This window comes from Aeromonas sp. 9A, from assembly GCF_963900955.1.
Taxonomy (GTDB): Bacteria; Pseudomonadota; Gammaproteobacteria; order Enterobacterales; family Aeromonadaceae; genus Aeromonas; species Aeromonas salmonicida.
In genome coordinates this window covers 120,537-144,659 of record NZ_CAWRFG010000001.1, presented here as the reverse complement: position 1 = coordinate 144,659, position 24,123 = coordinate 120,537, and the positions used below count along the sequence as shown (strand labels likewise).

The window sequence follows — 24,123 nt, the reverse complement described above, 5'->3', positions numbered from 1 at the left end:
CATGTTTGAACTGCTGATCCTGATGCTGGATGCGACCATTCGTACCGCACCGCCGCTCATTCTGGCTGCGATGGCTGGCATGTTTTGCGAACGCTCCGGTGTGGTCAACATAGCGCTGGAGGGCAAGCTGCTGGCCTCCGCCTTCGCCGGGGGAGCGGCCGCGGCTGTTTCCGGCTCTGCCTGGGTAGGTCTGGGCGCCGGCGTGGGTGTCTCCATCCTGTTCGCCCTGATGCACGGCTTTGCCACCATCACCCACAGAGGCGATCAGGTGGTAAGCGGCATGGCCATCAATATACTGGCGGCCGGTCTGACCGTGACCCTGGGCCGTTACTGGTTCGATCAGGGTGGCCAGACTCCGGCGCTATCCGGTGCGGCCCGCTTCGCCCCCATAGATCTGCCCTATGCCAGGGAGCTGTATGACGTGCCCGTGATAGGCCAGCTCTACAGCGAGCTGCTGAGCGGTCACTCCCTGCTGGAGTACGTGGCATTTGCCTGCGTGCCGCTGGCCTGGTGGGTGCTGTTTCGTACCCGCTTCGGTCTGCGCCTGCGGGCGGTGGGCGAGGCCCCGGCAGCGGTCGATACCGCAGGTATCTCTGTGGTGCGGATGCGCTACACGGCGCTCATTATCGGCGGCCTGCTGGCCGGTATCGGCGGCACCTATCTGGCAGTAGCCCAGACGGCCCAGTTCATCCCCAACATGAGCGCGGGAAAGGGCTTTATGGCACTGGCGGCACTGGTGTTCGGCAAGTGGAAACCCTGGAGTGCCATGGCAGCCTGCCTGCTGTTCGGCTTCCTCGATGCGGTCGCCATCCGGCTGCAAGGGGTCAGCATAGGTGACTTCGCCATTCCAGTGCAGGCCATAGAGGCGTTGCCCTACATACTGACGGTGTTCCTGCTGGCCGGTTTCATCGGCAAGGCGGTGGCCCCCAAGGCGCTCGGTACCCCCTACGTCAAGGAGCGGGAGTAACCCTGCTGCTCTCAGCAAGAGGCCCACGGAAGTGGGCCTCAACCTGATGCCCTGGATACGCTGACTTGAGCAATGAAAAGAACCCACTCTTTTTCAAAGAGTGGGTTCTTCCGCAATCCGAGATGTTTATTAGAGGATTGCTAATTACCAGAATAAGCTATCTGCTAGAACCATACCTTTTTATTGATGATATAGGTCTGCTCAAATTCTTCATCTGATTTAGATATATAAATAACAAATTCGATGAAGGCAATAAGCCCGATAATGACCGATGGCAAACCTAACAGAATAAAACCAAACAAGAAAATCAGCAGCATGATCACACCTTGCTTGGTGTAGCCAAGATAAAACTTATGCGCACCGAAGGCACCCAGGAAAAACGCAAACAATGCAGCGGCCACCTTCTTGGATGCCCCAACATTAGAGGCGATGGCGTAAATGGCTTTTGCGTGCTCGCCTTCAATAGAGAAATCAACTTTCAAGCCATTCTTAGGCAGTTGGCTGCCTTTCCACTCAGTAATATCAAACTGATATCTATTACTATCATCCCCAGAAATCAAACCGGTACGAGCTGTTTCATTAAAATCAATAACCGTGCCTTTCATTATTATCTGTCCTTTAGCAAGAAGAGGAAAAAAGACCAAGCATGAGCAGGTCTAATTCGGCTGACAGGCTACATCAAGAAAGGCTCATATGAAACAAAAATCCATCTGGATACATTGGTATTCTGCCCGCCCCCTGTGGTCCCTCTCTTTTATACATACAGCTACCCCTATCAGCCAACCGGGCGAACCAGGGCGGGTTGGTTAGGATCGCTCAGCCGCTCGGCCAGATAGTCCACCAGCAGCCGTACCTTGGGGGATAGGTGGCGGTTGTGGGGATAAAGTGCCCAGATCCCCTCCTCCGGTGCCCGCAGCTCAGGCAGCAGCTCGATAAGCTCCCCCCGGGCCAGGTGGTCACTCACGTAGTAGTCCGGCAGCTGGATGATGCCGATCCCCTTGAGCGCCGCATCCAGCAGGGCGTGGCCGCTGTTGCACTGCAACAGACCGTGCACCCGCACGCTGTGAGGGCGGCCATCCAGGGTGAAGTACCACTCGTCGCCATTGCCCACCAGACAGGTATGGCGGGTCAGCTCGGAGAGGCTGTTGGGCATGCCGTGGCGGGCTGTGTAGGCTGGCGAGGCGCACACATAGGGCACCCGTTGCGCCAGCTTGCGCGCCACCAGACTCGAATCCTTGAGGTGGCCAAGCCGGATCGCCAGATCGTAACCTTCGTGCACCAGATCCAGCAGCTGGTTGGTGAGGTTGAGAGTGACCTCCAGCTGGGGGAAACGCACCATGAAGTCGTTTACCAGTGGGGCAATGCGGCTTTCACCGTAAGAGACGGGCGCCGTGATGCGCAGGGAACCCTGCGGCACCGCCTGATGGCGTCCCACCGCCAGCTCTGCCTCGTAGAGGTTGTCCAGCAGCTGACGGCAGTGGCGATAGTAGATCTCGCCCAGCTCGGTAAGCCGCACCTGACGGGTGGTGCGCAACAACAGCTTGGCCTGCAACCTGTCTTCCAGTTGTGCCACCTGCCGGCTGACTTGCGCCACCGACACCCCCAGCTTGCGCGCAGCCGGGGTAAAGCCTCCCTGCTCCGCCACGCTGACAAATTCACAGATCCCTTCCCAGCCGAGCATTATTACCTGTGTGTAAAAGTGATTTGATATTTAGCCTTATTATCACCAAATCGAAGGGAAACTACACTGCATACCTGAGTTCATCTCTGTTCACCTACCGCAACAAGAAGGATGTCATTCATGGCACAGGTTCAAAGCATCAAGTGTAAAGCCGCCATCGCCTGGGGACCGGGCCAGCCCCTCTCCATCGAAGAGGTGGAGGTCATGCCACCCCAGGCCGGTGAAGTGCGGGTGCGGATCGTCGCCACCGGCGTCTGCCACACAGATGCCTTCACGCTGTCCGGCGAAGATCCGGAAGGGGTCTTTCCCTGCATCCTGGGCCATGAAGGCGGCGGCATCGTCGAGTCCATCGGGGAAGGTGTCACCAGCGTCAAGGTGGGTGATCACGTGATCCCGCTCTACACCCCCGAGTGCGGCGAGTGCAAATTCTGCAAATCCGGCAAGACCAACCTGTGCCAGAAGATCCGCACCACCCAGGGCAAGGGACTGATGCCGGACGGCACCACCCGCTTCTCCAAGGATGGTCAGCCCATCTATCACTACATGGGCACCTCCACCTTCAGTGAGTACACAGTCCTGCCCGAGATCTCCATCGCCAAGGTGGACCCGGCCGCTCCGCTGGAAGAGGTGTGCCTGCTCGGTTGCGGCGTCACTACCGGCATAGGCGCCGTGATGAACACCGCCAAGGTGAAGGAAGGTGAGAGCGTCGCCATCTTCGGGCTGGGTGGCATTGGCCTCTCCGCCGTGATCGGTGCCCGCCTCGCCAAGGCTGGTCGCATCATCGCCATCGACATCAACGAGAGCAAATTCGATCTGGCCCGCAAGCTGGGCGCCACCGACTGCATCAATCCGAACGATTACGACAAGCCCATCCAGGAGGTCATCGTCGAGATGACCGACGGTGGCGTCGACTTCTCGTTCGAGTGCATCGGCAACGTCAAAGTGATGCGCGCGGCGCTGGAGTGCTGCCACAAGGGCTGGGGCGAGTCGGTCATCATTGGCGTCGCAGGAGCGGGCCAGGAGATCAGCACACGTCCGTTCCAGCTGGTCACCGGCCGGGTCTGGCGCGGCAGTGCCTTCGGTGGCGTACGCGGTCGCAGCGAACTGCCGAGCTATGTGCAGCGCTACATGCAGGGGGAGTTCAAGCTGGACGACTTCATCACCCATACCATGGGGCTTGAGCAAATCAACGAGGCGTTCGAGCTGATGCACCAAGGCAAGAGCATCCGCACCGTCATTCACTACTGAGCATGATCACCCCGCCCGTCCTTCGACGGGCGGGGAGCAGGAGTTCCTCGATGAATCTGGACATTATCAGCAGCAACAAGAGCTTCGATGGCTGGCACAAGCGCTACAGCCACAGCTCCAGCGTGCTCGGCTGCGAGATGCGCTTTGCCATCTATCTGCCGCCCCAGGCCCTCACCGGCCAGAAGGTGCCTGTGCTCTACTGGCTCTCCGGCCTCACCTGCACCGATGAAAACTTCATGCAGAAGGCGGGGGCGCACCGCATCGCCGCCGAGCTCGGCATCGCCCTGGTGGCACCGGACACCAGCCCCCGCGGTGAAGGAGTGGCGGACGATCCCGCTTACGATCTCGGCATGGGAGCAGGCTTTTACGTCAACGCCAGCCAGAGCCCCTGGCGTGATCACTACCAGATGTATGATTACGTCACCCGCGAGCTGCCTGACCTGATAGAGACCCACTTCCCGGTCTCGACCCGCCGCGCCATCAGCGGCCACTCCATGGGGGGGCACGGGGCCCTGATCGCCGCCCTGCGCGAGCCCGGTCGCTACCGATCCGTGTCAGCCTTCAGCCCCATCAGCCATCCGAGCCGCTGCCCCTGGGGGCAGAAGGCGCTCGGCGCCTACCTCGGCAACAATCCCCTGCTGTGGCAGGAGTGGGATGCCTGCCAGCTGCTGCGCCACCACCCGGTAACACCGCTGCCGACCCTGGTGGACGTGGGGCTGGACGATCCCTTCCTCGCCGAGCAGCTGCACATCGATGCCCTGGCGGATATTGCCGCCAGCAAGGCCTGGCCGCTGGAGCTCAATCGCCACCCCGGCTATGACCACAGCTACTACTTTGTGGCGAGCTTTATCGAGGCACACCTGCGCTTCCACGCCCGCCATCTCTGATCAAAACAGGCCCATGCAGGGCCTGTTTATTTTCTATTTTCGATTATCTGCTTGCGGTCAGGCTTCAGCTGCCCTGGCGGGTCACGTCCCCCGAGCCTGCGATCTCGCTCTGCAGCTTGGGATCTCCCCAGTAACTGACCGAGCCGGATCCGGCGATGCCGACCTTGAGCCGCGCCTGCGCCCGTACCTCCACATCCCCGCTGCCTGCTATGTTGACCTCGACATCTTCGCTGGCGAGCCCGGCCCCCAGAACATCGCCGGAACCGGCGATGTTCAGCGCCATGGCTTTGGCTGATCCCTCACCCAGATCCAGGCTGCCCGAGCCGGCTATGTTGCCCTCCAGACGGGTCAAATCCAGCTTGCTGGCGACTATGTCACCCGTTCCGGCCACAGACAGCACCAGCCTGTCCCCCTTGAAGCCATGCAGATCACCACGGCCCGTGCCCGCCAGCGCCAGTTCATGGAGCTCGGGCAGAGTGATGGTCAGATCCAGCGGCTCCGTGGGGTCAAGCCGGTAGCCATCCTTCACCTCTATCTCCAGCTTGCTGCCACTCTCGGTCAACTCCAGATAGGGCAAGAGGTTCTCCTGTCCCTTGATATGAATGCCGCTCGCCTCACCCGCCACCAGATGAATATTGGCGGGCACGCCGGCCAACACCCGGGTCACCTGTTTGCCCATGGGTTGATGCTGCTCGATGACAGCCCCCGCCCCGGTCACCCGTGTCTCATCCAGCCAGCTGCAGCCACTGAGCCCCATGGCCAGCATCATTCCCATTATCAGTTTCATCGTCACTATCCTCGTTGTGTTCTGGCCGTGTCCGGACCCATTCGGTCTCAAAGAGGGCAAACATCGTGCCATATAACCAACTATATGATTTTTATGGATATACCTATTATTCATGGCATCGTCATCAAAGTGTAGAGAGCCATTCAGACCATAAGTTGGTAAAACTGACCATGCCCGAATGGGGGCAAGTCCCGGTCAGCTTGCAACCGCCCGCCGGGCTACCCAGCTGACGGGCCAGGGAAGTTTTTGGTTGTCGCACCTGTCTGTTGAGCCAATAGTGATACCTTGTGCGTATAAAGCTCTCCATTGCGGTAATCCATTTACTACTGCCAACAAGGAGTCAGAGTGTGACCCAAGTCAGCACCCAGTTTTCCACCGCCGTCGGCCTGCCCGCGCCGACCCGTACCCCGCTGCTGACCGGCAGCGATCCCGAGCAGAAGCGCCGCGAACTGCTCGGCTACTTCTGCCAGACTTTCGATCTCTACGAGAGTCTGTTCGATTGCCTGGCCGATGAGCACGCCTGGTTCAACAAGGCGATCCCGCTACGCCATCCACTCATTTTCTACTACGGCCACACAGCTGCCTTCTTCATCAACAAGCTGCTGGCAGCCCGGCTCATCGATAGCCGCATCGACGCCCGCATCGAGGCCATGGTCGCCATCGGGGTGGATGAGATGAGCTGGGACGATCTGGATGAAACCCACTACGACTGGCCCAGAGTGGCCGAGCTGCGCAGCTACCGTGCCAAAGTACGCACCCGCGTGATTGACTTCATCCGCCACATGCCGCTGACCCTGCCCATCGACTGGCAGAGCCCGGCCTGGGTCATATTGATGGGGATAGAGCACGAGCGTATCCACCTCGAGACCTCCAGTGTATTGATCCGCCAGCTGCAGCTGGCCTGGGTGCAGCCACAGCCTTATTGGCCCGCCTGCACAGAAGCTCGCCACCGGATTGACGAGGTGCCTGCCAACAGCCTGCTGCCAGTGGCCGGTGGTCAGGTGCGCCTCGGCAAACGGGACGCTACTTATGGCTGGGACAACGAATATGGCGAGCGCCACATCGAGATCCCCCCCTTCCAGGCCAGCCGCATGCTGGTGAGCAATGCCGAATACCTCGACTTCGTTCAGGCCGGCGGCTATCAACAGCAAGAGTGGTGGGATCAAGAGGGCTGGGGTTGGTGCCAGTATGCCAGGGCGCGCATGCCCACCTTCTGGGTCGGTGACCCTGCCGAGCCTGAGCAGTTGCAGCTGAGGTTGATGACGGAGCGGGTAAGCATGCCCTGGGATTGGCCCGCCGAGGTGAACCAGCTGGAAGCTGCCGCCTTCTGTCGTTGGAAGTCGGCCCAGACCGGACTACCCATCCAGCTGCCGAGCGAAGGGGAGTGGATGCTGCTGCGGGAACAGCTGACAGGGGATCAACCGGACTGGATCGACGCGCCCGGCAACATCAATCTTGCCCGCTTCGCCTCCTCCTGCCCGGTGGATGCCTGCCCCCAGGGCAGCTTCTTCGATCTGGTGGGCAACGTCTGGCAGTGGACCAGCACCGCCATCGATGGCTTCAACGGCTTTCGGGTTCACCCGCTCTACGATGACTTCTCTACACCCACTTTTGATGGCAAGCACAGCCTCATCAAGGGCGGCAGCTGGATAAGCACAGGCAACGAGGCGCTCAAGTCGTCCCGTTACGCCTTTCGTCGCCACTTCTTCCAGCATGCGGGCTTCCGCTATCTGGTCTCACGTTATCAGGAACCCGTCATAGTGAATCCTTACGAAACCGATACCCTGGTCGCCCAATACCTGGACTTCCAGTACGGCCCGACCCACTTTGGTGTCGCCAACTACGCCAAGACCCTGGCAGATCTTGCCAGCGAGCTGTGCAGCAATCACCAACGGGCGCTGGATATTGGCTGCGCCACCGGTCGTGCCAGCTTTGAACTGGCTCGCCACTTTCAGCATGTGGACGGGGTGGACTACTCGGCCCGCTTCATCGACGTGGCACTCTCCCTCGCCAGTCAGGACAGCTTCCGCTATGCCGTACCGCTGGAGGGAGATCTGGTGGAGTATTGCGAGGCGCGTCTGTCGAGCCATCAGCTTGGCACCGAGCAGACCGAACGGGTCCACTTCAGTCAGGGGGATGCCTGCAACCTCAAGCCCAAGTACGACCACTACGATCTGGTGCTCGCCGCCAACCTGATCGACCGACTGCGTGAACCGGTCCGCTTCCTGCGGGACATTGCCCCTCGTCTGCGCAGCGGCGGCCTGCTGGTGCTCACCAGCCCTTACACCTGGCTGACGGAGTACACACCAAAGGCCAACTGGCTCGGTGGCATCCGTGAAAATGGCGAAACCCTCAGCACCTATCAGGCGTTGCAACGGCTGCTGGCAGAGGAGTTCGAGGAACACTGCCCACCGCGAGATGTTCCCTTCGTCATCCGCGAGACCGCCCGCAAGTATCAACATACTGTGGCGCAGCTGACCGTCTGGCGTAAGCGTTGAACTGACGTTGCGGGTGACACAAACCGGAGAAACAAGAGAGGGAGGCCAGCTGGCCTCCCTCTCTTTTCAACTCGGGTGACGTCACCCCTCCCGGCTTGGAACAAGGGGGCTGGTCTCCTGCTCATGATAACGGCGCGCCAGCACGGCGCAGACCATCAGCTGGATCTGGTGGAAGATCATCAGCGGCAGCACCATGACCCCGACGCTGACGGCCGGGAACATGACGTTGGCCATGGGCACCCCGTTGGCCAGGCTCTTCTTGGAGCCGCAGAAGACGATGGTGATCTCGTCCGCCTTGTCGAAACCGAGGCGGCGGCTGATCCAGACGTTCCAACCCAGCACCAGCGCCAGCAGTACGCAACTCAGCAGCACTATACTGGCCAGATCGTACCAGCCTACTTGATGCCATATCCCCTGCACCACGGCCTCACTGAAGGCCACATAGACCACCAGAAGAATGGAGCTCTGATCCAGTTTGCCGATGAGCGGGCGATGGCTGTCGACCCAGCGGCCGATGAGTGGCCGGGAAAGGTGGCCCACCACGAACGGCAGCATCAGCTGCACCATGATGGCCTGGATGGAGTGCCAGGTATCGATCCCCTCTCCCTGCACATGGATCATCAATCCCACCAGTACCGGTGAGAGAAAGATGCCGAGGATACTGGAGGCCGAGGCACTGCACACCGCCGCCGACACATTGCCCCCCGCCATGGAGGTAAAAGCGATGGCCGACTGCACTGTGGCAGGCAGAGCGCACAGATAGAGGAAGCCGAGGTAGATGGCCGGGCTCAGCCAGAGCGGCACCAGCGGAGTGAGCAGCATTCCCAGCAGCGGGAACAGCACGAAAGTGCTGGCCATCACCACCAGATGCAGTCGCCAGTGGCCGAGGCCCGCCAGCAGGTTCTGGCGCGACAGCTTGGCACCGTGCATGAAGAACAGCAGTGCCACCGCCAGCTTGGTCAGCAGACCGAACCAGACGGCCACCGGCCCCTCGCAGGGGAAGAAGGAAGCCAGGGCCACCACAGCAATCAACACAGAAGTAAAGGGATCCAGACGCATAAGGAATCTCCATCAGAAGCGCATCCCCCTCTCAAGAGACTAGGGACCGGGGACAACAAGAAATGCAATACTAGGGCAGGCCCCCGTTGCAACGCCCAACAGCTTATCCCGATAACCAACAGGCATAAAGTTGGAGCAGCCAGAAGACCATGCCTGTTGCGCTGCTCACATTGAGCGCAGACCGAACGGAAAAGATCGCATCAAGACATTATCGACATGCCGCCATAGTGATACAGACTACAGTTGGAAACAGGGTTACATCACGGTATAGAGTAGGTTTTCATGCCTGTTGCGCTGACGTTACCAAGGCGTCGTATCTAATATCTCAACCCCAGTACTGAACGACGGGCCGGGAGAGCCCAGAGCCAGGCGAGAGTCTACCGATGGTATATGACCATACTCGAGGGACCAGAAATGAAATCGCTCAGAATTATTTTTCTCCTTTTTCCCTTCCTCACACAGGCAGATGAAATAACGGTAGCCGTTGAAGCTTGGCCTCCCTACGTTCAGAAAGACCATACAGGTGTTGCAGACACCATTGTCCAATGTGCGCTGACGGTCCGGGGTCATCGGCTGGTATACAAGAGTTATCCATGGCCACGAATATATTCAATGATAAAGAATGGCCTGGTTGATATCAGTTACCCTTGGAACATGACCGGAGACAGGGTCAAAGAGGTTCTGTTCAGTGAACCTCTGTTTGAGGCCAAAGAGGTTTTTGTTTACCTAAAAGGAAACGACTTCAAATGGAATACAGCTAATGATTTGAAAAAGTACAGTATTGGAGCCTTGATCGGATACAGCCATACGGAGCTACTGCTGAAAAACAAGATCCCCATTCAACTGGTCAAAAAGGAGAGTCAGCTCTTTGGGCTGTTGTTTTCAAAAAGAATCGATGCTTTCCCGATCAATTTTTCGATACTGACAAGCATGCTTAAAACCATGCCCACAGAAGAAATCTCGCGAATAGCCCTTCACGAAAAGGCTTTTTCTAACAACATGCTACGTGTCATCACCACCAATAACGCCAGAGGGCGTTTCTTGATTGATGAATTAAGCAAAGGTGTTTTAACGCCAGCCTGTCGTGAGTCGGAGCACTAAAATGTCCCTTCCCCCCAGAGTGGAAACATCGTAAAGACGGGTGGCCCTGGCTACCCGTCATGCATGCGGCTTCAGCCGTCAACTCTGCTCCACCAGCATGGCGCTTGCTGTGCCAACAGCCTGCTTGCGGGCCTGACGCTTCTCGAAGCGGGAGATCCACCAGTAGGCCAGCGCCGAGAAGACTGCAGTCATAAAGACGTTGATGAAGAAGGCGCGTACCAGATCCACCCCGCTCGGGAAGGCGGAGGCGCTCATGCTCACCACGAAGATGGTGATCAGCACCGACACCACCGCCATGCCGAACTTGCGCGAGCCCATACGGAAGTCGCGGGGGGTGTCGTCATGTTTCCAGCGGAACACGAAGTAGGCCACCATGATGAAGATCGGCGGCAGCATGGCAGTACCGGCGGTCAGGTTGATGGCGGTGTTCATCATCTGCTGCACCGACTCGGAGCCAAAGCCATTGACCACCAGCATCACGAATACGAAGACAAACTGCCACCAGGCGGCGCGCACCGGCACCCCGTGCTTATTGAGGCGGGTAGTCTTGTCGCCGTAGACACCCTGCGGGATCTCGGAGAAGTGGATCTTCACCGGCGCTGAGGTCCACATCATCATGGAACCAAACATGGCGATGAACAGCACGATACCGACCGCGCGACCTACCAACGTCTCGGAAAGCCCGAAGTACTGGGCCATACCGGTGAAGATCTCCACCATGCCGCCGGCATAGGTGAGGCTCTCGCGCGGCACGAACACGTTCACCAGCAGGGAACCCAGCGCATACATGGCACCGATGAGAATACCGGCAGAGATAATCACCTTGATAAAGGACTTCTGGCCGCCCTTCACGTCATTGAGATAGGCCGCCGCAGTCTCGGCACCCCCCGCCGCCTGGAAGATCCAGCACATGATGCCGAGTGTCGCCCAGTTGATGGTGGGGGTCATGGCTGCCATGGTGATGGGTTGGGCCGCCACATGATCACCACCGAGGGCCATCAGGGCCCCCAACACATAGATGGCGAACAAGGCAAACACGCCGTAGGCCACCAGTTCGGCAATCTTGCCCAGCCAGGTCGCCCCCTTGGTGGAGATATGGGTCGCCGCCGCGAACAGCACGATGGAGATGATCGAGGTAACCATGGGCGAGAAGCTGTACTCATAGCCCAGCATGGCGTAGGAGGCGTAGGCGATGACATTGGGCAGCAACGAGATAAACCAGAACAGGTTCACAAACCAGTAGAGAAACGAGCCCAGATAGGCCATCCGGGTGCCGAGGGGTTTTTTAAGCCAGTCGTACATCCCGACTCGGAGTTTTTGTTGGCCGAGACGAACTCGGCAATGATGAAGACGAATGGCACGAAGTAGACGAGCGTGGCCAGCAGGAAGATGGGAGCTGAGCTGAGCCCCAGCTCTATGTTGTTGTTGACGATGTTGCGCACGTTGAACACGGCGGCAAAGGTCATCGACAACAGGGCAAACTTGCCTATGGTGCCGCGTACTGATTCAGACATGATGTCCTCCGGTGGATTCACGCCCCTTCGTACGGGGCGCTATGACTCTGAATGTGTTCGGCGCCTGCCAGCTGGCCGCGCCGTTTACTCTCTTGTTATGGTCAGAGGGGCAGCTCATGGCGCCCCTTCACACACCGGCGCAACCCTGCTGCCCCGGCGTTTAATCCGTGGTTCAGACGATCGGGGTACCCGGCACCATAGGCACCCTGGGTTGCAGCAGCACGCTCTGGCTCTCGTCCGGGGTCTCGGCGCAGAGCAACATGCACTCGGAGCGCTCGCCGCGCATCTTGGCGGGTTTGAGGTTGGTCAGCACCACCACCTGGCTGCCCATCAGCTCATCTTCGCTGTAGTGGGGCACCAGACTGGTGACCGTCTGCAGCGGCCGCTCGCCGCCCACGTCGATCTGGACGATATAGAGCTTGTCGGCCCCGGGATGGCGCACCACCTCCAGTACCTTGCCCACCTTCATCTCGACCCGTTTGAATTCGGCAAACTCGATCGTCTCGCTCATTCCATTCTCCTTCTGTTCTGTGGTTCAACCGGTCACGGGTGGCCGCCGCCACCCGCTTTCTCTCTTAGCCACTCGGGCCGGCTTGCGCTGGGGATCAGGAGGCCTGGATGGACACCTGAGCGGCCGGCAGGGCCTCTTTCGCACGTGCTTCCTCGCTCAGGGAGGCTTCGTATCTGTTGTATTTCCACCAGGCGAAGCCGAGGAAGATCACGATCCCGCCGACGTTGTAGAAGACGATGGTCATGATGTCGGCGCCGGTCGGGAAGGTGGAGGCGAGGAAGCCCACCGAGAAGATGGCGATCAGCACCGAGACCACGGCGATACCGGTAGTGCGCGAACCCATCTTGAAATCCCGCGGCAGGTGGTCCAGCTTCAGGCGCAGATTGAGGTAAGCCAGCATGATGAACAGCGGCGGCAGCATGGAAGCGGCGGCGGTCATGTTGATGACGGTATTCATCAGCTCTTGCGCGGTGTTGGAGCCCAAGGTCGGGATCAGCATCAGCGGAAATACGATCAGGTACTGGATCCAGGCTGCACGGGCAGGCACGCCGTTCTCGTTCAGCTCGACCGTCTTCTTGCCGAAGATGCCAGCCGGGATCTCGGAGAAGAAGATCTTCACCGGCGTAGCCGTCCACATCAGCAGGGAACCGAACATGGCGGTAAAGGAGACCAGACCAACGAAGCGGTTCATAAACACGGCGGGCAGACCGAAATGGGCCGCCATCCCCTCGAACACCTGTACCGAGCCACCAGTGAAATGCAGGGTATCGCTCGGAACAAAGACGTTGATCAGCAGGGAGGCGATGGAGTAGAGCACCCCGATAAAGAGCCCGGCGATGATGATCACCTTCACGAACGACTTGGAGCCCCCTTTCACGTCATTGACGTAGACAGCCACCGACTCGGCGCCGCCGGCCGCCATAAAGATCCAGGTGGTAATGCCGAGGAAGGCCCAGCTGAAATCGGGGATCATCGCCTCCACCGTGATGGGGTCGGCCGGTTGTACACCACCAACTAACGCCACACCTGCCAGCAGAATGTAGGAGAGGGTCAGCAGCAACATCAGGGACGAAGTCACCGAGGTGATGGGGCCCAGCATCTTGGCGCCGTTGGTGGAGACATAGGTGGCAAAGGCAAACAGCACCATGCTCAAGGCCGTGGTCGCCACCGGGGTGAGAATGTACTCGTAGCCGAGGAAGGCATAGGAGGCGTAGGCGATAACCCGCGGCAGCAGCGAGGTGAAGAAGAAGAGGTTCACGAACCAGTAGGTGTAGGCGGAGATAAAGGCCCAGCGACCGCCGAGGGAACTCTTCACCCAGGCATACACCCCCGCTTCGGAGTTTTTGTTCAGTGACACAAATTCCGCAATGATCAGGCAGAACGGAATGAAGTAAAAAATGGTGGCCAGAAAGAACATCGGGGCCGAAGCCAGACCGATTTCGATATTGTTATTGATGACGTTGTTGAAGCTGAATACCGCCGCGAAGGTGAGCGACAGCAGACCAAACTTGCCTATCGTATTGCGTTTGGAATCAGACATGGTGCATCTCCAGACCTGTAGTTATTGCAGCGAAAGGGCGGGGCATGGTTTGTAGGGTGTGCCCCGCCCTTCCGGCTTTTATCAGTGCAGAACCGGCGGCTTGTTATTTGTTCTTGAAGTAGCCGCCTTCGACGGTGACCTTGATGATCACCTTGCGCACCGGCCCGTCGCCGACGAACCGGTAGGCCTCGTCGTTCTCGAAGATCACCACCTGACCGTTGCCGACCTGCTGGCGCTCACGCACCTCACCGGCCAGCCACTCGCGGTCGGTGGTGTCGTCATAGCCCTGCTCGACTCCCAGCTCGCTCTTGGCAGCCCACTCCACCGTCTCTGCCCCTTCCAGGTAGTAGTGGATGTCGAAGTAGCGGCGCTGCCCCTCGAACAGGGAGGTGGCCGGGCTGGCCCCCTCCTGCAAGCGGTAGGTGAGGGAGTCACCGATGGAGTGGCAGATGCCGGGCTTGAGGTTCGGCAGGTTGTTGATGGCCTCCACGCAGCGGCCCCACTTCTTGCCCTCCCGGTAGATGTTTTTGAACAGGGTCAGGTTGTCCAGGGTGATCATGCGAGGCTCCTCCCGCCGTTGATGGTGAGATCGAGCCCGGCCAGCGCAGCCGGATTGAGGTTGCCACGGGCAATGGGCAGCAGGGTCAGGCCGAAGCTGAACGGCTCGAAGCGCACCCGCCAGGAGTCCAGCACCTCGGAGCCCCAGGAGTTGGAGCCGAGCCCCAGCACTTTGAGATCCAGATTGAGGGTGAGATAACCGCAGGGCTCCAGCTCGTTGATGTGCTGCGCCGCGTGGATATGCTCCCAGCTGTAGGGCCAGACGCTCAGGTTGATGGGGGCATCGGGCCGCACGTAAAGACCGGCGCCGTGGCGGTTGGTCAGGGTCGCCCAGCGCACCTGCTGACGGTTGCCGTTGTCCTGCGGGAAGGGGTAGTGCTCCCACATCTCGCCCACTGTGCTGTTGAAACTGTCGATCCAGTTGCTCTGGCGGCTGTCCTGATAGTTTTCACCCGGGCCCATGCCGTAGTAGTGCACCCGATCGAGATCCTGACGAATACCCAGCTCGAGGCCGATCTTGGGAATGATGTCGTCATAGCCGCCGTAGGGTTGGCCACAGAGCGCCACGTGCAGCTGGCCGTTCGGGCTCAGGGTGTAGACGTAGCGGCAGCGCATGCCGAAGTCGAACACCGGCGGTGCAATCAGGCTCTCGACCGTCACCTCGACCGCGTCACCCAGCTGACGCCAGCTCAGGGTGCGGAAGTGCTCCTGCATGATTTGCAGGTGGTTCGGGTGCCACAGGCTCTCGTACTCCTGCTTGTGGTTGTCGATCATCGGCTTGAAGAAGGTGAGGCGCGGCGAGCGCTCGATAAGCTCATTGCCATCCTGCTGCCAGCTCACCAGCTTGCCGTCGAGGCGCGAGAAGCGCAGGGCAAAGCCGCTGCCGCTCAAGGTCAGCGCAAGCCGCTCATCGGCAATCTGCAACGCCGTGGCGTTGGGATTGGCAAAGGGCTGCAGCTGACGAGTCGATGCCTTCAGCTGGAACTGGTACTGGCCCAGTTCGTGCTCCGCCGCGCTGTAACGGGTAGCGGTGGCCTTGATGACCCGCAGCTGGACGAAGGTTTCCCGCCCATCGAGGGATGGCAGTTCGAGTTGCAACTCGGTGATGGCACCGGGAGCCACCCCTTCCAGCCGGATTTGCTGGCTGGCCAGCAACTCGCCCTCGGCCTTCACTTCGACCAACAGGCGGATGTCGTCGAGATTGGAGAACCAGTAGCGGTTTTCCAGCTCAAGCTTGCCGCTCGCCAGATCCAGCGCCCGCACCTTGACCGGGCAGATCACCTGCTTGTATTCACGCAGGCCCGGCCCCGGGGTCTGATCCGGATAGATGAGGCCATCCATGCAGAAGTTGTAGTTGTTGGGGTAGTCGCCGTAGTCGCCACCGTACTTGTAGACGGGGCGGCCCTGCTCGTCCTGATCCAGAATGCCGTGATCGCACCACTCCCAGATGTAGTGACCCTGAATGTGGGGATGACGGTCAAACACCTGCTGATATTCGCTAAGACCACCCGGGCCATTGCCCATGGCGTGGGCGTATTCGCAGAGGATGCGCGGCTTAGTCATAGGGAATTCGCCGAAGCAGTTCATCTGGGAGACGCGGGAGTACATGGTGCTGACCACATCCACCACCTCGGCATCGCGATCCTCTTCGTAGTGCACCAGCCGGGTCGGGTCGATCGCCTTGCAGCGCTGGTACATGGCTCTGATGTTGCAGCCGTAGCCGGACTCGTTGCCGAGCGACCAGATGATGATGGAGGGGTGGTTCTTCTGGGCGTGAACGTGGCGCTCGATGCGATCCACGAACACCGGCTCCCAGAAGGGGTCGTCGGTAATGCGGCTGAGATCGCCAACGTTGGCAAAACCGTGGGTCTCCACGTCGGTCTCCGCCATCACGAACAGACCGTACTGGTCACACAGCTCGTAGAAGCGCGGGTCGTTCGGGTAGTGAGCGGTGCGGACCGAGTTGAGGTTGTGCTGCTTCATCAGCACGATATCGCGTTCAACCCGATCCATGCCGACTGCGCGACTCTTGAGGTGGTCGTTGTCGTGGCGGTTCACCCCGTGCAGCTTGAGGTAGTGGCCGTTGACGTAGAAGAGGCCATCTTTGACCTTGATTTCACGCACCCCGACCCGCTGCGGGATCACTTCCAGCAGCTCGCCCTGACCGTTGTAGAGGGAGAGTTGCAGCTGGTAGAGGTAAGGGTCTTCGGCGCTCCACAGATGGGGGGTGGCCAGATCCAGCGTGAAGCGGCAATCACACTCGCCGTCGATGGCGAGATTGTCGAGTGTGCCACTGGCGATCTCGCTGCCCTGATCCAGCAGCGACCAAACCAGACTGTGATCACGGGCAGCCGCCCCCAGATTTTCCAGCTGGATATCGCAGCTCAAGGTAGCGCTCTGGTTGTCATCGGCCAGCGCAGTGCGGATGAAGAAGTCCTGCACATGGGCGGCCGGTTTGCCCACCAGATAGACGTCACGGAAGATCCCCGCCATCCACCACATGTCCTGATCTTCGATATAAGTGGAGTCGGCCCACTGCATCACCCGCACCGACAGCAGGTTCTCGCCGATGTTGGCGTAAGCGCTGATATCGAACTCGGCGGTAAGGCGGCTCCCCTTGCTGAAACCGACGTAGTGACCGTTCACATAGACCTCGAAGTAGGTCTCCACCCCGTCAAACTTGATGATCACCTGCTCGCCGTCCCAGGCCGGGCTCAGCGTGAAGCTTCGCTGATAGGCGCCGGTGGGATTGTTGGTCGGTACAAAGGGCACGTCGATGGGGAAGGGAAAACCCTCGTCGGTGTACTGCAGCTGGCCATGCCCTTCCATCTGCCACATGTTGGGCACGGTGATCTGGCCCCACTCACTCATGGAGCTGTGATAGAAGGCCTCCGGCACCTGCAGAGGGTGGTCGAAGTAGTGGAACTGCCACTGGCCGCTCAAGGACAGAAAACGGCGGCTCAGCTCACGCTGCATGGTGGCCGCCAGCGCATGGTCGGCATAAGAGAAGAAGTAGGCACGCGGAGCCAGCCTGTTTTCACCAACGAATTGGACGTTTTCCCAGTTATTCACATGTCCTCCCGGAACAAGGCAACGTTAACTGGGTAAACTCTAGATAAACATTTACTAAATATCAGCTTTGGATTGGTAAAGTTTTAACCTGATCACAATGCACAGATGGTTTTGTGAGCGAGATCAGAAGCGGAAGATAAAAGGGTGTAAAGCAGGTAGTGATGGCATGAATGTTGATTAACACGGGCAGAGATTGGCTAAAACAAGAGTAAAACAATGCATTATGAATTTATCAGGAGATGGATTGGAGAGGATGATGAAGGGAAGGAGTCGCGCCACCGTGAGATGGCGTAACTAAAATAGGTTTTTTTACTAAAATCAGCGAGTGGTACCACGCAGCGTCAAGCGACTCGGTACCAATACCCGAAGGGGAATCTCACGCTCGTCACGCAGCCGTTCGACCAGCAGATTGACTCCCTGGGAGCCCATCAACTCGGAGTGGATCCGCACCGTGGAGAGCGGCGGGAAGGTGAACTTGGCGGTCGGGATATCGTTGACGCTGATCAGCTCAATCTGCTGGGGAATCGCCAATCCCTTCTCGTGGATGGCACGCAGCACCCCGATGGCAATGGAGTCGGAGGCGATAAACAGCGCCTTGGGCCAATCCCCTGCCAGCATCTCTTTTGCCAAGCGATAGCCGGATGCACTGGAGAAGTCGCCGCGATAGATATCGTTCTCCTGCACCACACCCAGTCGCTGGCCATAATCCCGGAAAGCCAGCTCACGCAGGTCCGGATTCTCATCCTGTCCGCCGATATAGCCGATACGCTGGTACCCCTGAGCAATAAAGTAATCAACCACTTGCTGGCTGATCAGGGCGAGATCCACGTCGACCGAGTCGAATTCCTCCATTGCCCGGCAATCGACAAAGACCAGCATGTTAGAGCAGGTTCGCAGCTGCGCCAGACGCTCGGCAGAGAGGCTCCCCACCACCAGGATACCGTCCACCGCGGTCAGCTCGCGCCCTTCACCACCGTTGTAGAAATGGGTCAGCTCGATATTGAGGCGGGCACACTGGGTCTCGATGCCATAGCGAATGGCGAGATAGTAGGGATCGTTGACCTCGGTACTCTGCGGATAGGAGTAGACCACCAGAAAGTGCAGCTTGCTCTTGTGAACCCCCTTGCGAGCACTGCTGGTCTTGTACTCCAGTCGCTCGGCAATCTCGAAGATCCGCTGCTTGGTCTCTTCCTTGACGCTCAAGCTGGGATCCTCGTTCAGTACCCGGGATACCGTGGCGAGCGACACCCCCGCCTCCTGTGCAATTTCCTTCAACGTAGCCATCAATACCTCTCTGGCAGCATCACTTGTTAATCGGTAACGGCTAAAGAGTAACGGGCAATCCCTTGATAGCCCAGCATTTTTACTAAAATGCCGGCAGCAGAGCCAGGGCAGATTTTGGAACGCACAAATGCAAAAAGGCCTCCCGGATGGGAGGCCTCTTCTAAATAGGTGCCTGACAGTGTCCTACTCTCGCATGGCGAATGCCACACTACCATCGGCGCTACTGCGTTTCACTTCTGAGTTCGGCATGGGATCAGGTGGTTCCACAGCGCTATTGCCGTCAGGCAAAAGCTTTAAAACTGGTGCTGATACCCAGAGTCGAACTGGGGACCTCATCCTTACCAAGGATGCGCTCTACCAACTGAGCCATATCAGCACACTAACCGGTAAAGACCGCACTGCGTGCGTTATCTAAAACTCTCGTCCGCAACAACCTTACGTTGTCACACGACCAACCACATCGCTGTGATTGCTTAATTGAAGCCTGGCAGTGTCCTACTCTCGCATGGCGAATGCCACACTACCATCGGCGCTACCGCGTTTCACTTCNGCTTCTATCGTCTCTGGCAGTTGTGGCCACTTCTTGCGTGCCTGCGGACTGGTCTTGAGCTGCACCAGTGCATCCTGGCGCCCCAGCTTGCGCACCACCTCGTATTGCGTGCCCTTTTTGAGTGGCAGCAGCCAGTGACGCTCGTTGCCGGTGGTTTGCCAGGTGTGGAGCAGGCCGAGGGAGTAAAACCCCTTGTCGAACAGGGTCAGCGAGTGGTCCGGTGTGCGTGCAATGAGCTGTTCGGCCAGCGCCATCTCGTTGACGGCGCAGCTCTCCATGACGGCCTGAACAAGCAGGTGACTGGTCAGCTCCATCTGGCAGAGCATGCGCACCTGCGGATAAGCGGTCTCCCCATGCTGGGTACCGGGCTTGGCAAACGCGGCGGCATTGTCCGGGGTATCAGGCGTGCGCCACATCACGCCATCGACGGCGAGCAGTTGCAACCCGGCCCAGCCGGGGTGATTGGCCTGCTGGTGCCAGCCTGCGGCGGTGTCGTGAAACAGCCGCTCAATGCTCTTGTGGCCAAGCTTTTGGCGAGCTTGCAGGAAGGCGCTAGGGGCGACAAAGGGGCGGTCACCGGGCAAGAGGATATCGAGCTGATTGACCAGCTGGGTCATGGGGACGTGGCGGAACATGGCCATGCCGATGATGGCCCAGACCAAACGCTCCATGGGCATGCGGCGACGGCNGGCGTGCGCCACATCACGCCATCGACGGCGAGTAGTTGCAACCCGGCCCAGCCGGGGTGATTGGCCTGCTGGTGCCAGCCTGCGGCGGTGTCGTGAAATAGCCGCTCAATGCTCTTGTGGCCAAGCTTTTGGCGAGCTTGCAGGAAGGCGCTGGGGGCGACAAAGGGGCGGTCACCGGGCAAGAGGATATCGAGCTGATTGACCAGCTGGGTCATGGGGACGTGGCGGAACATGGCCATGCCGATGATGGCCCAGACCAAACGCTCCATGGGCATGCGGCGGCGACGGCGCAGGGTAGCGACGCCCTCTTCGGCGAGCAGAGTGGTGATGAGCTCGTTGGGAATGAGGTCGGAGAGTGACTCAAACTGGGCAGCATTGCTGGCGTGAAGGAAGTCGAGGGCCTGTTCGATACGCATAAAAAATCCGAAACCAATCAATAGGTTTCGGATTTTTACACATCAGCAGGATCGGTCAATGGATCCTTAACTGATCGGCATTAATTGAAGCCTGGCAGTGTCCTACTCTCGCATGGCGAATGCCACACTACCATCGGCGCTACCGCGTTTCACTTCTGAGTTCGGCATGGGATCAGGTGGTTCCACGGCGCTATGGCCGCCAGGCAAATTACTTCANAATGCCACACTACCATCGGCGCTACCGCGTTTCACTTCTGAGTTCGGCATGGGATCAGGTGGTTCCACGGCGCTATGGCCGCCAGGCAAATTCTTCATCGATTTGTCCGGAACAAATCGAAACCGCCGAAGGCGGGCTCGAAGAGTGAGGTTCAGGACGAACCGAATAATCTGAGAAAGCTGACGTGAATAACGATTTGCCTGTTGGCTTCGCTATCACTGAATTAGGTAGTAGTTCTTCAATTTGCTACAAGCCTTAGAACACTTCTTGGGTGTTGTATGGTTAAGCCTCACGGGTAATTAGTATGGGTTAGCTCAACACATCACTGCGCTTACACACCCCACCTATCAACGTTGTGGTCTCCAACGATTTGCTACAAGCCTTAGAACACTTCTTGGGTGTTGTATGGTTAAGCCTCACGGGTAATTAGTATGGGTTAGCTCAACACATCACTGCGCTTACACACCCCACCTATCAACGTTGTGGTCTCCAACGGCCCTTTAGGACCCTCAGAACACTTCTTGGGTGTTGTATGGTTAAGCCTCACGGGTAATTAGTATGGGTTAGCTCAACACATCACTGCGCTTACACACCCCACCTATCAACGTTGTGGTCTCCAACGGCCCTTTAGGACCCTCAAGGGGTCAGGGATGACTCATCTCAGGGCTCGCTTCCCGCTTAGATGCTTTCNGGGTGGGTTTCCCCATTCGGAAATCTGTGAGTAATAGCGTCTCTTACCGACTTCTCACAGCTTATCGCAGGTTAGTACGTCCTTCATCGCCTCTGACTGCCAAGGCATCCACCATGTACGCTTAGTCACTTAACCATACAACCCCAAGAAGTGTCGTCGAAACGGCACGGCTTGTTGAAGTACAACAAGGACCAAAATAAATTTTGGTTTTCGCCAAGAAGTTTCCAAAGCACTTGTAACAAATGTTTGAGAACTACTTTTTAAATCAGCTTTCCAGATTGTTAAAGAGCATGTTTGCAACGGCTCAAGGCCGAAGGACATAAACATTACATGCTTATGTCTGCATTCTTTGAGCTGCGAAGAGAAGTGGCGTCCCCTAGGGGATTCGAACCCCTGTTACCGCCGTGAAAGGGCGGTGTCCTAGGCCTCTAGACGAAGGGGACCCAAAATCATCTTTGCGCTGCGTTAGCAGTGCAGATTTTGGGTAATGGCGAGTGCTGAGCCTGCGAGGCCGAGCGCCATTATTCACATCCCAAAACCCAATGNGACCAAAATAAATTTTGGTTTTCGCCAAGAAGTTTCCAAAGCACTTGTAACAAATGTTTGAGAACTACTTTTTAAATCAGCTTTCCAGATTGTTAAAGAGCATGTTTGCAACGGCTCAAGGCCGAAGAAAACAGACATAAACATTACATGCTTATGTCTGCATTCTTTGAGCTGCGAAGAGAAGTGGCGTCCCCTAGGGGATTCGAACCCCTGTTACCGCCGTGAAAGGGCGGTGTCCTAGGCCTCTAGACGAAGGGGACCCAAAATCATCTTTGCGCTGCGTTAGCAGTGCAGATTTTGGGTAATGGCGAGTGCTGAGCCTGCGAGGCCGAGCGCCATTATTCACATCCCAAAACCCAATGACAGGGCTTCTCTCATCTGACCTAAGCCAGATAAGCACTGACGCTTGTGCATCAGGTCTTTGCTCTAACTACTTTGAATCAAGGCAATCTGTGTGAACACTCAACAACTTCGACATCTTAAGGTAAGGAGGTGATCCAACCCCAGGTTCCCCTAGGGTTACCTTGTTACGACTTCACCCCAGTCATGAATCACACCGTGGTCTGAGCCATGATCAAACTCTTCAATTTAAGTTTGGTTTGCGTTCATTCATTACCGAGGCAATGAACTTCAGCGGCTCAATGAATTGCTGAAATAAACTGTTCGACTTCTTATTGCTAAGAAATCGTCTTGGTCACTTCACCAGACATTGAAAATCAACAAAATTGTTTGATGTTCGATGCTGTGAACTTCAGCGGCTCAATGAATTGCTGAAATAAACTGCTCGACTTCTTATTGCTAAGAAATCGTCTTGGTCACTTCACCAGACATTGAAAATCAACAAAATTGTTTGATGTTCGATGCTGTGAGTGCCCACACAGATTGCTTGATTCAAATTGTTAAAGAGCGACATAAAAATCTATGGTCAGCCTGAACTTTGCAAGGCCAGATTGATGATGAGTACTGACAGGGCAGGCTTGCTCTAATCTATCCGGATTCTTGGTGGGCTATCATGCCCGATCCATGATGTGAGCCGCGCCTGAGGGACCTCAAAAAACCGTCAGTCTTGAAGACTGTTTTTTATGTCAGGTTTACCCTCAGGCCGTTGGGCCAGTTGTCGTCATCATTTTCTGAACATCGCAAAAGCAGGCGTGTTACTTCATGTCGCCGGGGAAACTCGGCGATGTGTTACTTACCTTCAGGCAGCATTGGGGTTCGGACGATACTCCTCCCCCTTCACTAGCACTGCCCATACGATCCGTGCCAGCTTGTTGGCCAACGCACAGGCCACCACATTCGAGTGCCGTCGTGTCATCAACTGCTGCGTCCACTGCGCCACCGCACTTTGCCATTTGGCAGCGTTCTGCATCACCACCCGAGCGCACTGCACCAGTAACCGCCGCAGCGATTTGTCCCCCCGTTTGCTGATCCCCAGCAGTTTGCTCTTACCACCCGTGGAGTGTTGGCGCGGTACCAGCCCAAGGGACGCGGCAAAATGGCGTGCCGAGCCATAGCTCTGCGCGTTGCCTGCATCGGCAGCCAGCTGGCTTGCAGTGATGGGGCCTATGCCGGGAATGGTCATCAATCGACTGGTCAACGCATCGGCCTTGGCTTGCGCTCCAATCTGGCTATCCAGCCCGGCAATCAACTCTGCCAGGTAGCGATAGTGCTCATACTGTGCCGAGAGGATCCGGCGTGCAGCGTGTGGGAGGTCAGCACTAGCATTCATAACGATATCAGGGACTTGCTTGATGCCCCGCGCCCCTAGCGGCAGCACAATGCCAAACTCGAGCAGCAGGGCGTGGATTTGATTAGCGGTTTGCACCCGGTCGGCAATGCGGGCTTCGCGCAGTCGATGCAGTGCCGAGCTGGCCTGCTGTTCGGGTGTTTTGACGCCGACATAGCGCATGGAGGGACGGGAAGCCGCTTCACAGATGGCGTGCGCATCAAGGAAGTCGTTCTTGTTGCCGGTGACAAAAGGGCGCACATACTGTGGTGCGATCAATTGCACCTGATGGCCGAAACCAGCGAGTTGACGGGCTAGCCAGTGTGCGCCACAGCAGGCTTCCATCACAATGCGACAAGCGGGGTGCTGAGCGAGGTAATGAATGAGGCTAGAACGAGTGAACTGGCGTTTGAAGACGGGTTTGCCGTTGGCATCCTGTCCGACGAGATGAAAGGAGTGCTTGCCGATGTCGAGTCCAAAGAGTGCGATAGTTGCCATGATGCTCTCCTGAAGTAGAAAAGAAACAGCCCAGCAAGCGTAGCCTGCTGGGCTGTGGGTCAGGCTGACCATCACATTAAACC

At 57.8% G+C, this 24,123-nt stretch carries 16 protein-coding genes, 3 tRNA genes, 3 rRNA genes, 2 pseudogenes and 2 other annotated features; of the genes and pseudogenes, 5 read left to right on the top strand and 19 right to left on the bottom strand.

Annotation, left to right across the window (positions count from 1 at the left end):
- The first annotated feature begins 1 nt into the window (after position 1).
- Positions 2-967, top strand: coding sequence for an ABC transporter permease (locus tag AACX78_RS00680; protein WP_113721080.1), 966 nt, complete (start codon positions 2-4; stop codon positions 965-967).
- A gap of 164 nt (positions 968-1,131) precedes the next feature.
- Here the strand turns inward: AACX78_RS00680 and AACX78_RS00675 are convergent, their stop codons facing one another.
- A complete protein-coding gene (locus tag AACX78_RS00675) occupies positions 1,132-1,572 on the bottom strand; it encodes a TM2 domain-containing protein (RefSeq protein WP_021141250.1) in 441 nt (146 codons plus the stop codon).
- A 170-nt stretch (positions 1,573-1,742) separates the two neighbouring features.
- On the bottom strand, positions 1,743-2,648 hold the full coding sequence (locus AACX78_RS00670; RefSeq protein WP_005320039.1) for a LysR substrate-binding domain-containing protein: 906 nt from the start codon (positions 2,646-2,648) through the stop codon (positions 1,743-1,745).
- 120 nt (positions 2,649-2,768) lie between these two features.
- Here AACX78_RS00670 and AACX78_RS00665 point away from each other — a divergent pair, with 120 nt between their 5' ends.
- Positions 2,769-3,896 carry an S-(hydroxymethyl)glutathione dehydrogenase/class III alcohol dehydrogenase gene (locus AACX78_RS00665; protein WP_159165109.1) on the top strand — a complete coding sequence of 376 codons (1,128 nt, stop codon included), beginning with the start codon at positions 2,769-2,771 and terminating at the stop codon, positions 3,894-3,896.
- 50 nt (positions 3,897-3,946) lie between these two features.
- On the top strand, positions 3,947-4,783 hold the full coding sequence (fghA, locus tag AACX78_RS00660; protein ID WP_021141253.1) for an S-formylglutathione hydrolase: 837 nt from the start codon (positions 3,947-3,949) through the stop codon (positions 4,781-4,783).
- Between the two features lie 64 nt (positions 4,784-4,847).
- On the opposite strand, the gene AACX78_RS00655 is transcribed toward fghA, so the two are convergent.
- The gene (locus tag AACX78_RS00655) at positions 4,848-5,570 is read right to left on the bottom strand and encodes a head GIN domain-containing protein (RefSeq protein WP_159165108.1); all 723 of its coding nucleotides are present in this window, start codon (positions 5,568-5,570) and stop codon (positions 4,848-4,850) included.
- Between the two features lie 347 nt (positions 5,571-5,917).
- Between AACX78_RS00655 and ovoA the strand changes: the two genes are divergently transcribed.
- Complete coding sequence (gene ovoA, locus AACX78_RS00650; protein ID WP_159165107.1) at positions 5,918-8,068, top strand: 5-histidylcysteine sulfoxide synthase; 2,151 nt, start codon at positions 5,918-5,920, stop codon at positions 8,066-8,068.
- An 81-nt stretch (positions 8,069-8,149) separates the two neighbouring features.
- Here the strand turns inward: ovoA and AACX78_RS00645 are convergent, their stop codons facing one another.
- On the bottom strand, positions 8,150-9,127 hold the full coding sequence (locus AACX78_RS00645) for a bile acid:sodium symporter family protein (protein WP_159165106.1): 978 nt from the start codon (positions 9,125-9,127) through the stop codon (positions 8,150-8,152).
- A gap of 390 nt (positions 9,128-9,517) precedes the next feature.
- Here AACX78_RS00645 and AACX78_RS00640 point away from each other — a divergent pair, with 390 nt between their 5' ends.
- Positions 9,518-10,228 (top strand): substrate-binding periplasmic protein, encoded by a 711-nt coding sequence (locus AACX78_RS00640; RefSeq protein WP_159165105.1) that lies wholly within the window; start codon positions 9,518-9,520, stop codon positions 10,226-10,228.
- Positions 10,229-10,306: 78 nt separating this feature from the next.
- Here the strand turns inward: AACX78_RS00640 and AACX78_RS00635 are convergent.
- The 15 genes and pseudogenes from AACX78_RS00635 to AACX78_RS00570 all read right to left on the bottom strand — a co-directional run bounded on the left by AACX78_RS00635 (position 10,307) and on the right by AACX78_RS00570 (position 24,040).
- A pseudogene (locus AACX78_RS00635) lies at positions 10,307-11,742 on the bottom strand (amino acid permease).
- Positions 11,743-11,914: 172 nt separating this feature from the next.
- A complete protein-coding gene (locus tag AACX78_RS00630) occupies positions 11,915-12,253 on the bottom strand; it encodes a tRNA-binding protein (protein WP_159165104.1) in 339 nt (112 codons plus the stop codon).
- Positions 12,254-12,347: 94 nt separating this feature from the next.
- Positions 12,348-13,793, bottom strand: coding sequence for an amino acid permease (locus AACX78_RS00625; protein ID WP_159165103.1), 1,446 nt, complete (start codon positions 13,791-13,793; stop codon positions 12,348-12,350).
- Positions 13,794-13,896: 103 nt separating this feature from the next.
- Positions 13,897-14,352, bottom strand: coding sequence for a beta-galactosidase subunit beta (locus tag AACX78_RS00620; protein WP_159165102.1), 456 nt, complete (start codon positions 14,350-14,352; stop codon positions 13,897-13,899).
- Complete coding sequence (ebgA, locus tag AACX78_RS00615) at positions 14,349-17,423, bottom strand: beta-galactosidase subunit alpha (protein WP_159165101.1); 3,075 nt, start codon at positions 17,421-17,423, stop codon at positions 14,349-14,351. The genes AACX78_RS00620 and ebgA overlap by 4 nt, the downstream gene beginning before the upstream one ends.
- A gap of 318 nt (positions 17,424-17,741) precedes the next feature.
- Entirely contained in the window at positions 17,742-18,707 is a 966-nt protein-coding gene (gene ebgR / locus AACX78_RS00610; RefSeq protein WP_159165100.1) for a transcriptional regulator EbgR, read from the bottom strand.
- A 170-nt stretch (positions 18,708-18,877) separates the two neighbouring features.
- Positions 18,878-18,992, bottom strand: a 5S ribosomal RNA gene (rrf, locus tag AACX78_RS00605).
- 15 nt (positions 18,993-19,007) lie between these two features.
- Positions 19,008-19,083 (bottom strand) — tRNA-Thr (locus AACX78_RS00600).
- Between the two features lie 146 nt (positions 19,084-19,229).
- A pseudogene (locus AACX78_RS00595) lies at positions 19,230-19,958 on the bottom strand (IS4 family transposase); the annotation flags it as partial.
- On the bottom strand, positions 19,871-20,362 hold the full coding sequence (locus AACX78_RS00590) for a transposase domain-containing protein (protein ID WP_201302740.1): 492 nt from the start codon (positions 20,360-20,362) through the stop codon (positions 19,871-19,873). The pseudogene AACX78_RS00595 and the gene AACX78_RS00590, both read right to left, overlap by 88 nt.
- A gap of 89 nt (positions 20,363-20,451) precedes the next feature.
- Positions 20,452-20,566 (bottom strand): 5S ribosomal RNA (rrf, locus tag AACX78_RS00585).
- Positions 20,567-20,572: 6 nt separating this feature from the next.
- Positions 20,573-20,665, bottom strand: a 5S ribosomal RNA gene (rrf, locus tag AACX78_RS22130).
- Between the two features lie 210 nt (positions 20,666-20,875).
- Positions 20,876-20,948 (bottom strand) — a sequence feature (23S ribosomal RNA rRNA prediction is too short).
- A gap of 36 nt (positions 20,949-20,984) precedes the next feature.
- Positions 20,985-21,405: a sequence feature (23S ribosomal RNA rRNA prediction is too short), on the bottom strand.
- 232 nt (positions 21,406-21,637) lie between these two features.
- A tRNA-Glu gene (locus AACX78_RS00580) sits at positions 21,638-21,713 on the bottom strand.
- Between the two features lie 287 nt (positions 21,714-22,000).
- Positions 22,001-22,076 (bottom strand) — tRNA-Glu (locus AACX78_RS00575).
- Between the two features lie 938 nt (positions 22,077-23,014).
- Positions 23,015-24,040, bottom strand: coding sequence for an IS110-like element ISAs24 family transposase (locus AACX78_RS00570; protein ID WP_099368890.1), 1,026 nt, complete (start codon positions 24,038-24,040; stop codon positions 23,015-23,017).
- Between the last annotated feature and the right edge of the window lie 83 nt (positions 24,041-24,123).

Excerpts from the sequence above, each read along its gene's own strand:
- AACX78_RS00680 (WP_113721080.1), top strand. The coding sequence starts at position 2 with ATGTTTGAACTGCTGATCCTGATGCTGGATGCGACCATTCGTACCGCA.
- AACX78_RS00675 (WP_021141250.1), bottom strand. The coding sequence starts at position 1,572 with ATGAAAGGCACGGTTATTGATTTTAATGAAACAGCTCGTACCGGTTTG.
- AACX78_RS00670 (WP_005320039.1), bottom strand. The coding sequence starts at position 2,648 with ATGCTCGGCTGGGAAGGGATCTGTGAATTTGTCAGCGTGGCGGAGCAG.
- AACX78_RS00665 (WP_159165109.1), top strand. The coding sequence starts at position 2,769 with ATGGCACAGGTTCAAAGCATCAAGTGTAAAGCCGCCATCGCCTGGGGA.
- fghA (WP_021141253.1), top strand. The coding sequence starts at position 3,947 with ATGAATCTGGACATTATCAGCAGCAACAAGAGCTTCGATGGCTGGCAC.
- AACX78_RS00655 (WP_159165108.1), bottom strand. The coding sequence starts at position 5,570 with ATGAAACTGATAATGGGAATGATGCTGGCCATGGGGCTCAGTGGCTGC.
- AACX78_RS00645 (WP_159165106.1), bottom strand. The coding sequence starts at position 9,127 with ATGCGTCTGGATCCCTTTACTTCTGTGTTGATTGCTGTGGTGGCCCTG.
- AACX78_RS00640 (WP_159165105.1), top strand. The coding sequence starts at position 9,518 with ATGACCATACTCGAGGGACCAGAAATGAAATCGCTCAGAATTATTTTT.
- AACX78_RS00630 (WP_159165104.1), bottom strand. The coding sequence starts at position 12,253 with ATGAGCGAGACGATCGAGTTTGCCGAATTCAAACGGGTCGAGATGAAG.
- AACX78_RS00625 (WP_159165103.1), bottom strand. The coding sequence starts at position 13,793 with ATGTCTGATTCCAAACGCAATACGATAGGCAAGTTTGGTCTGCTGTCG.
- AACX78_RS00620 (WP_159165102.1), bottom strand. The coding sequence starts at position 14,352 with ATGATCACCCTGGACAACCTGACCCTGTTCAAAAACATCTACCGGGAG.
- ebgR (WP_159165100.1), bottom strand. The coding sequence starts at position 18,707 with ATGGCTACGTTGAAGGAAATTGCACAGGAGGCGGGGGTGTCGCTCGCC.
- AACX78_RS00570 (WP_099368890.1), bottom strand. The coding sequence starts at position 24,040 with ATGGCAACTATCGCACTCTTTGGACTCGACATCGGCAAGCACTCCTTT.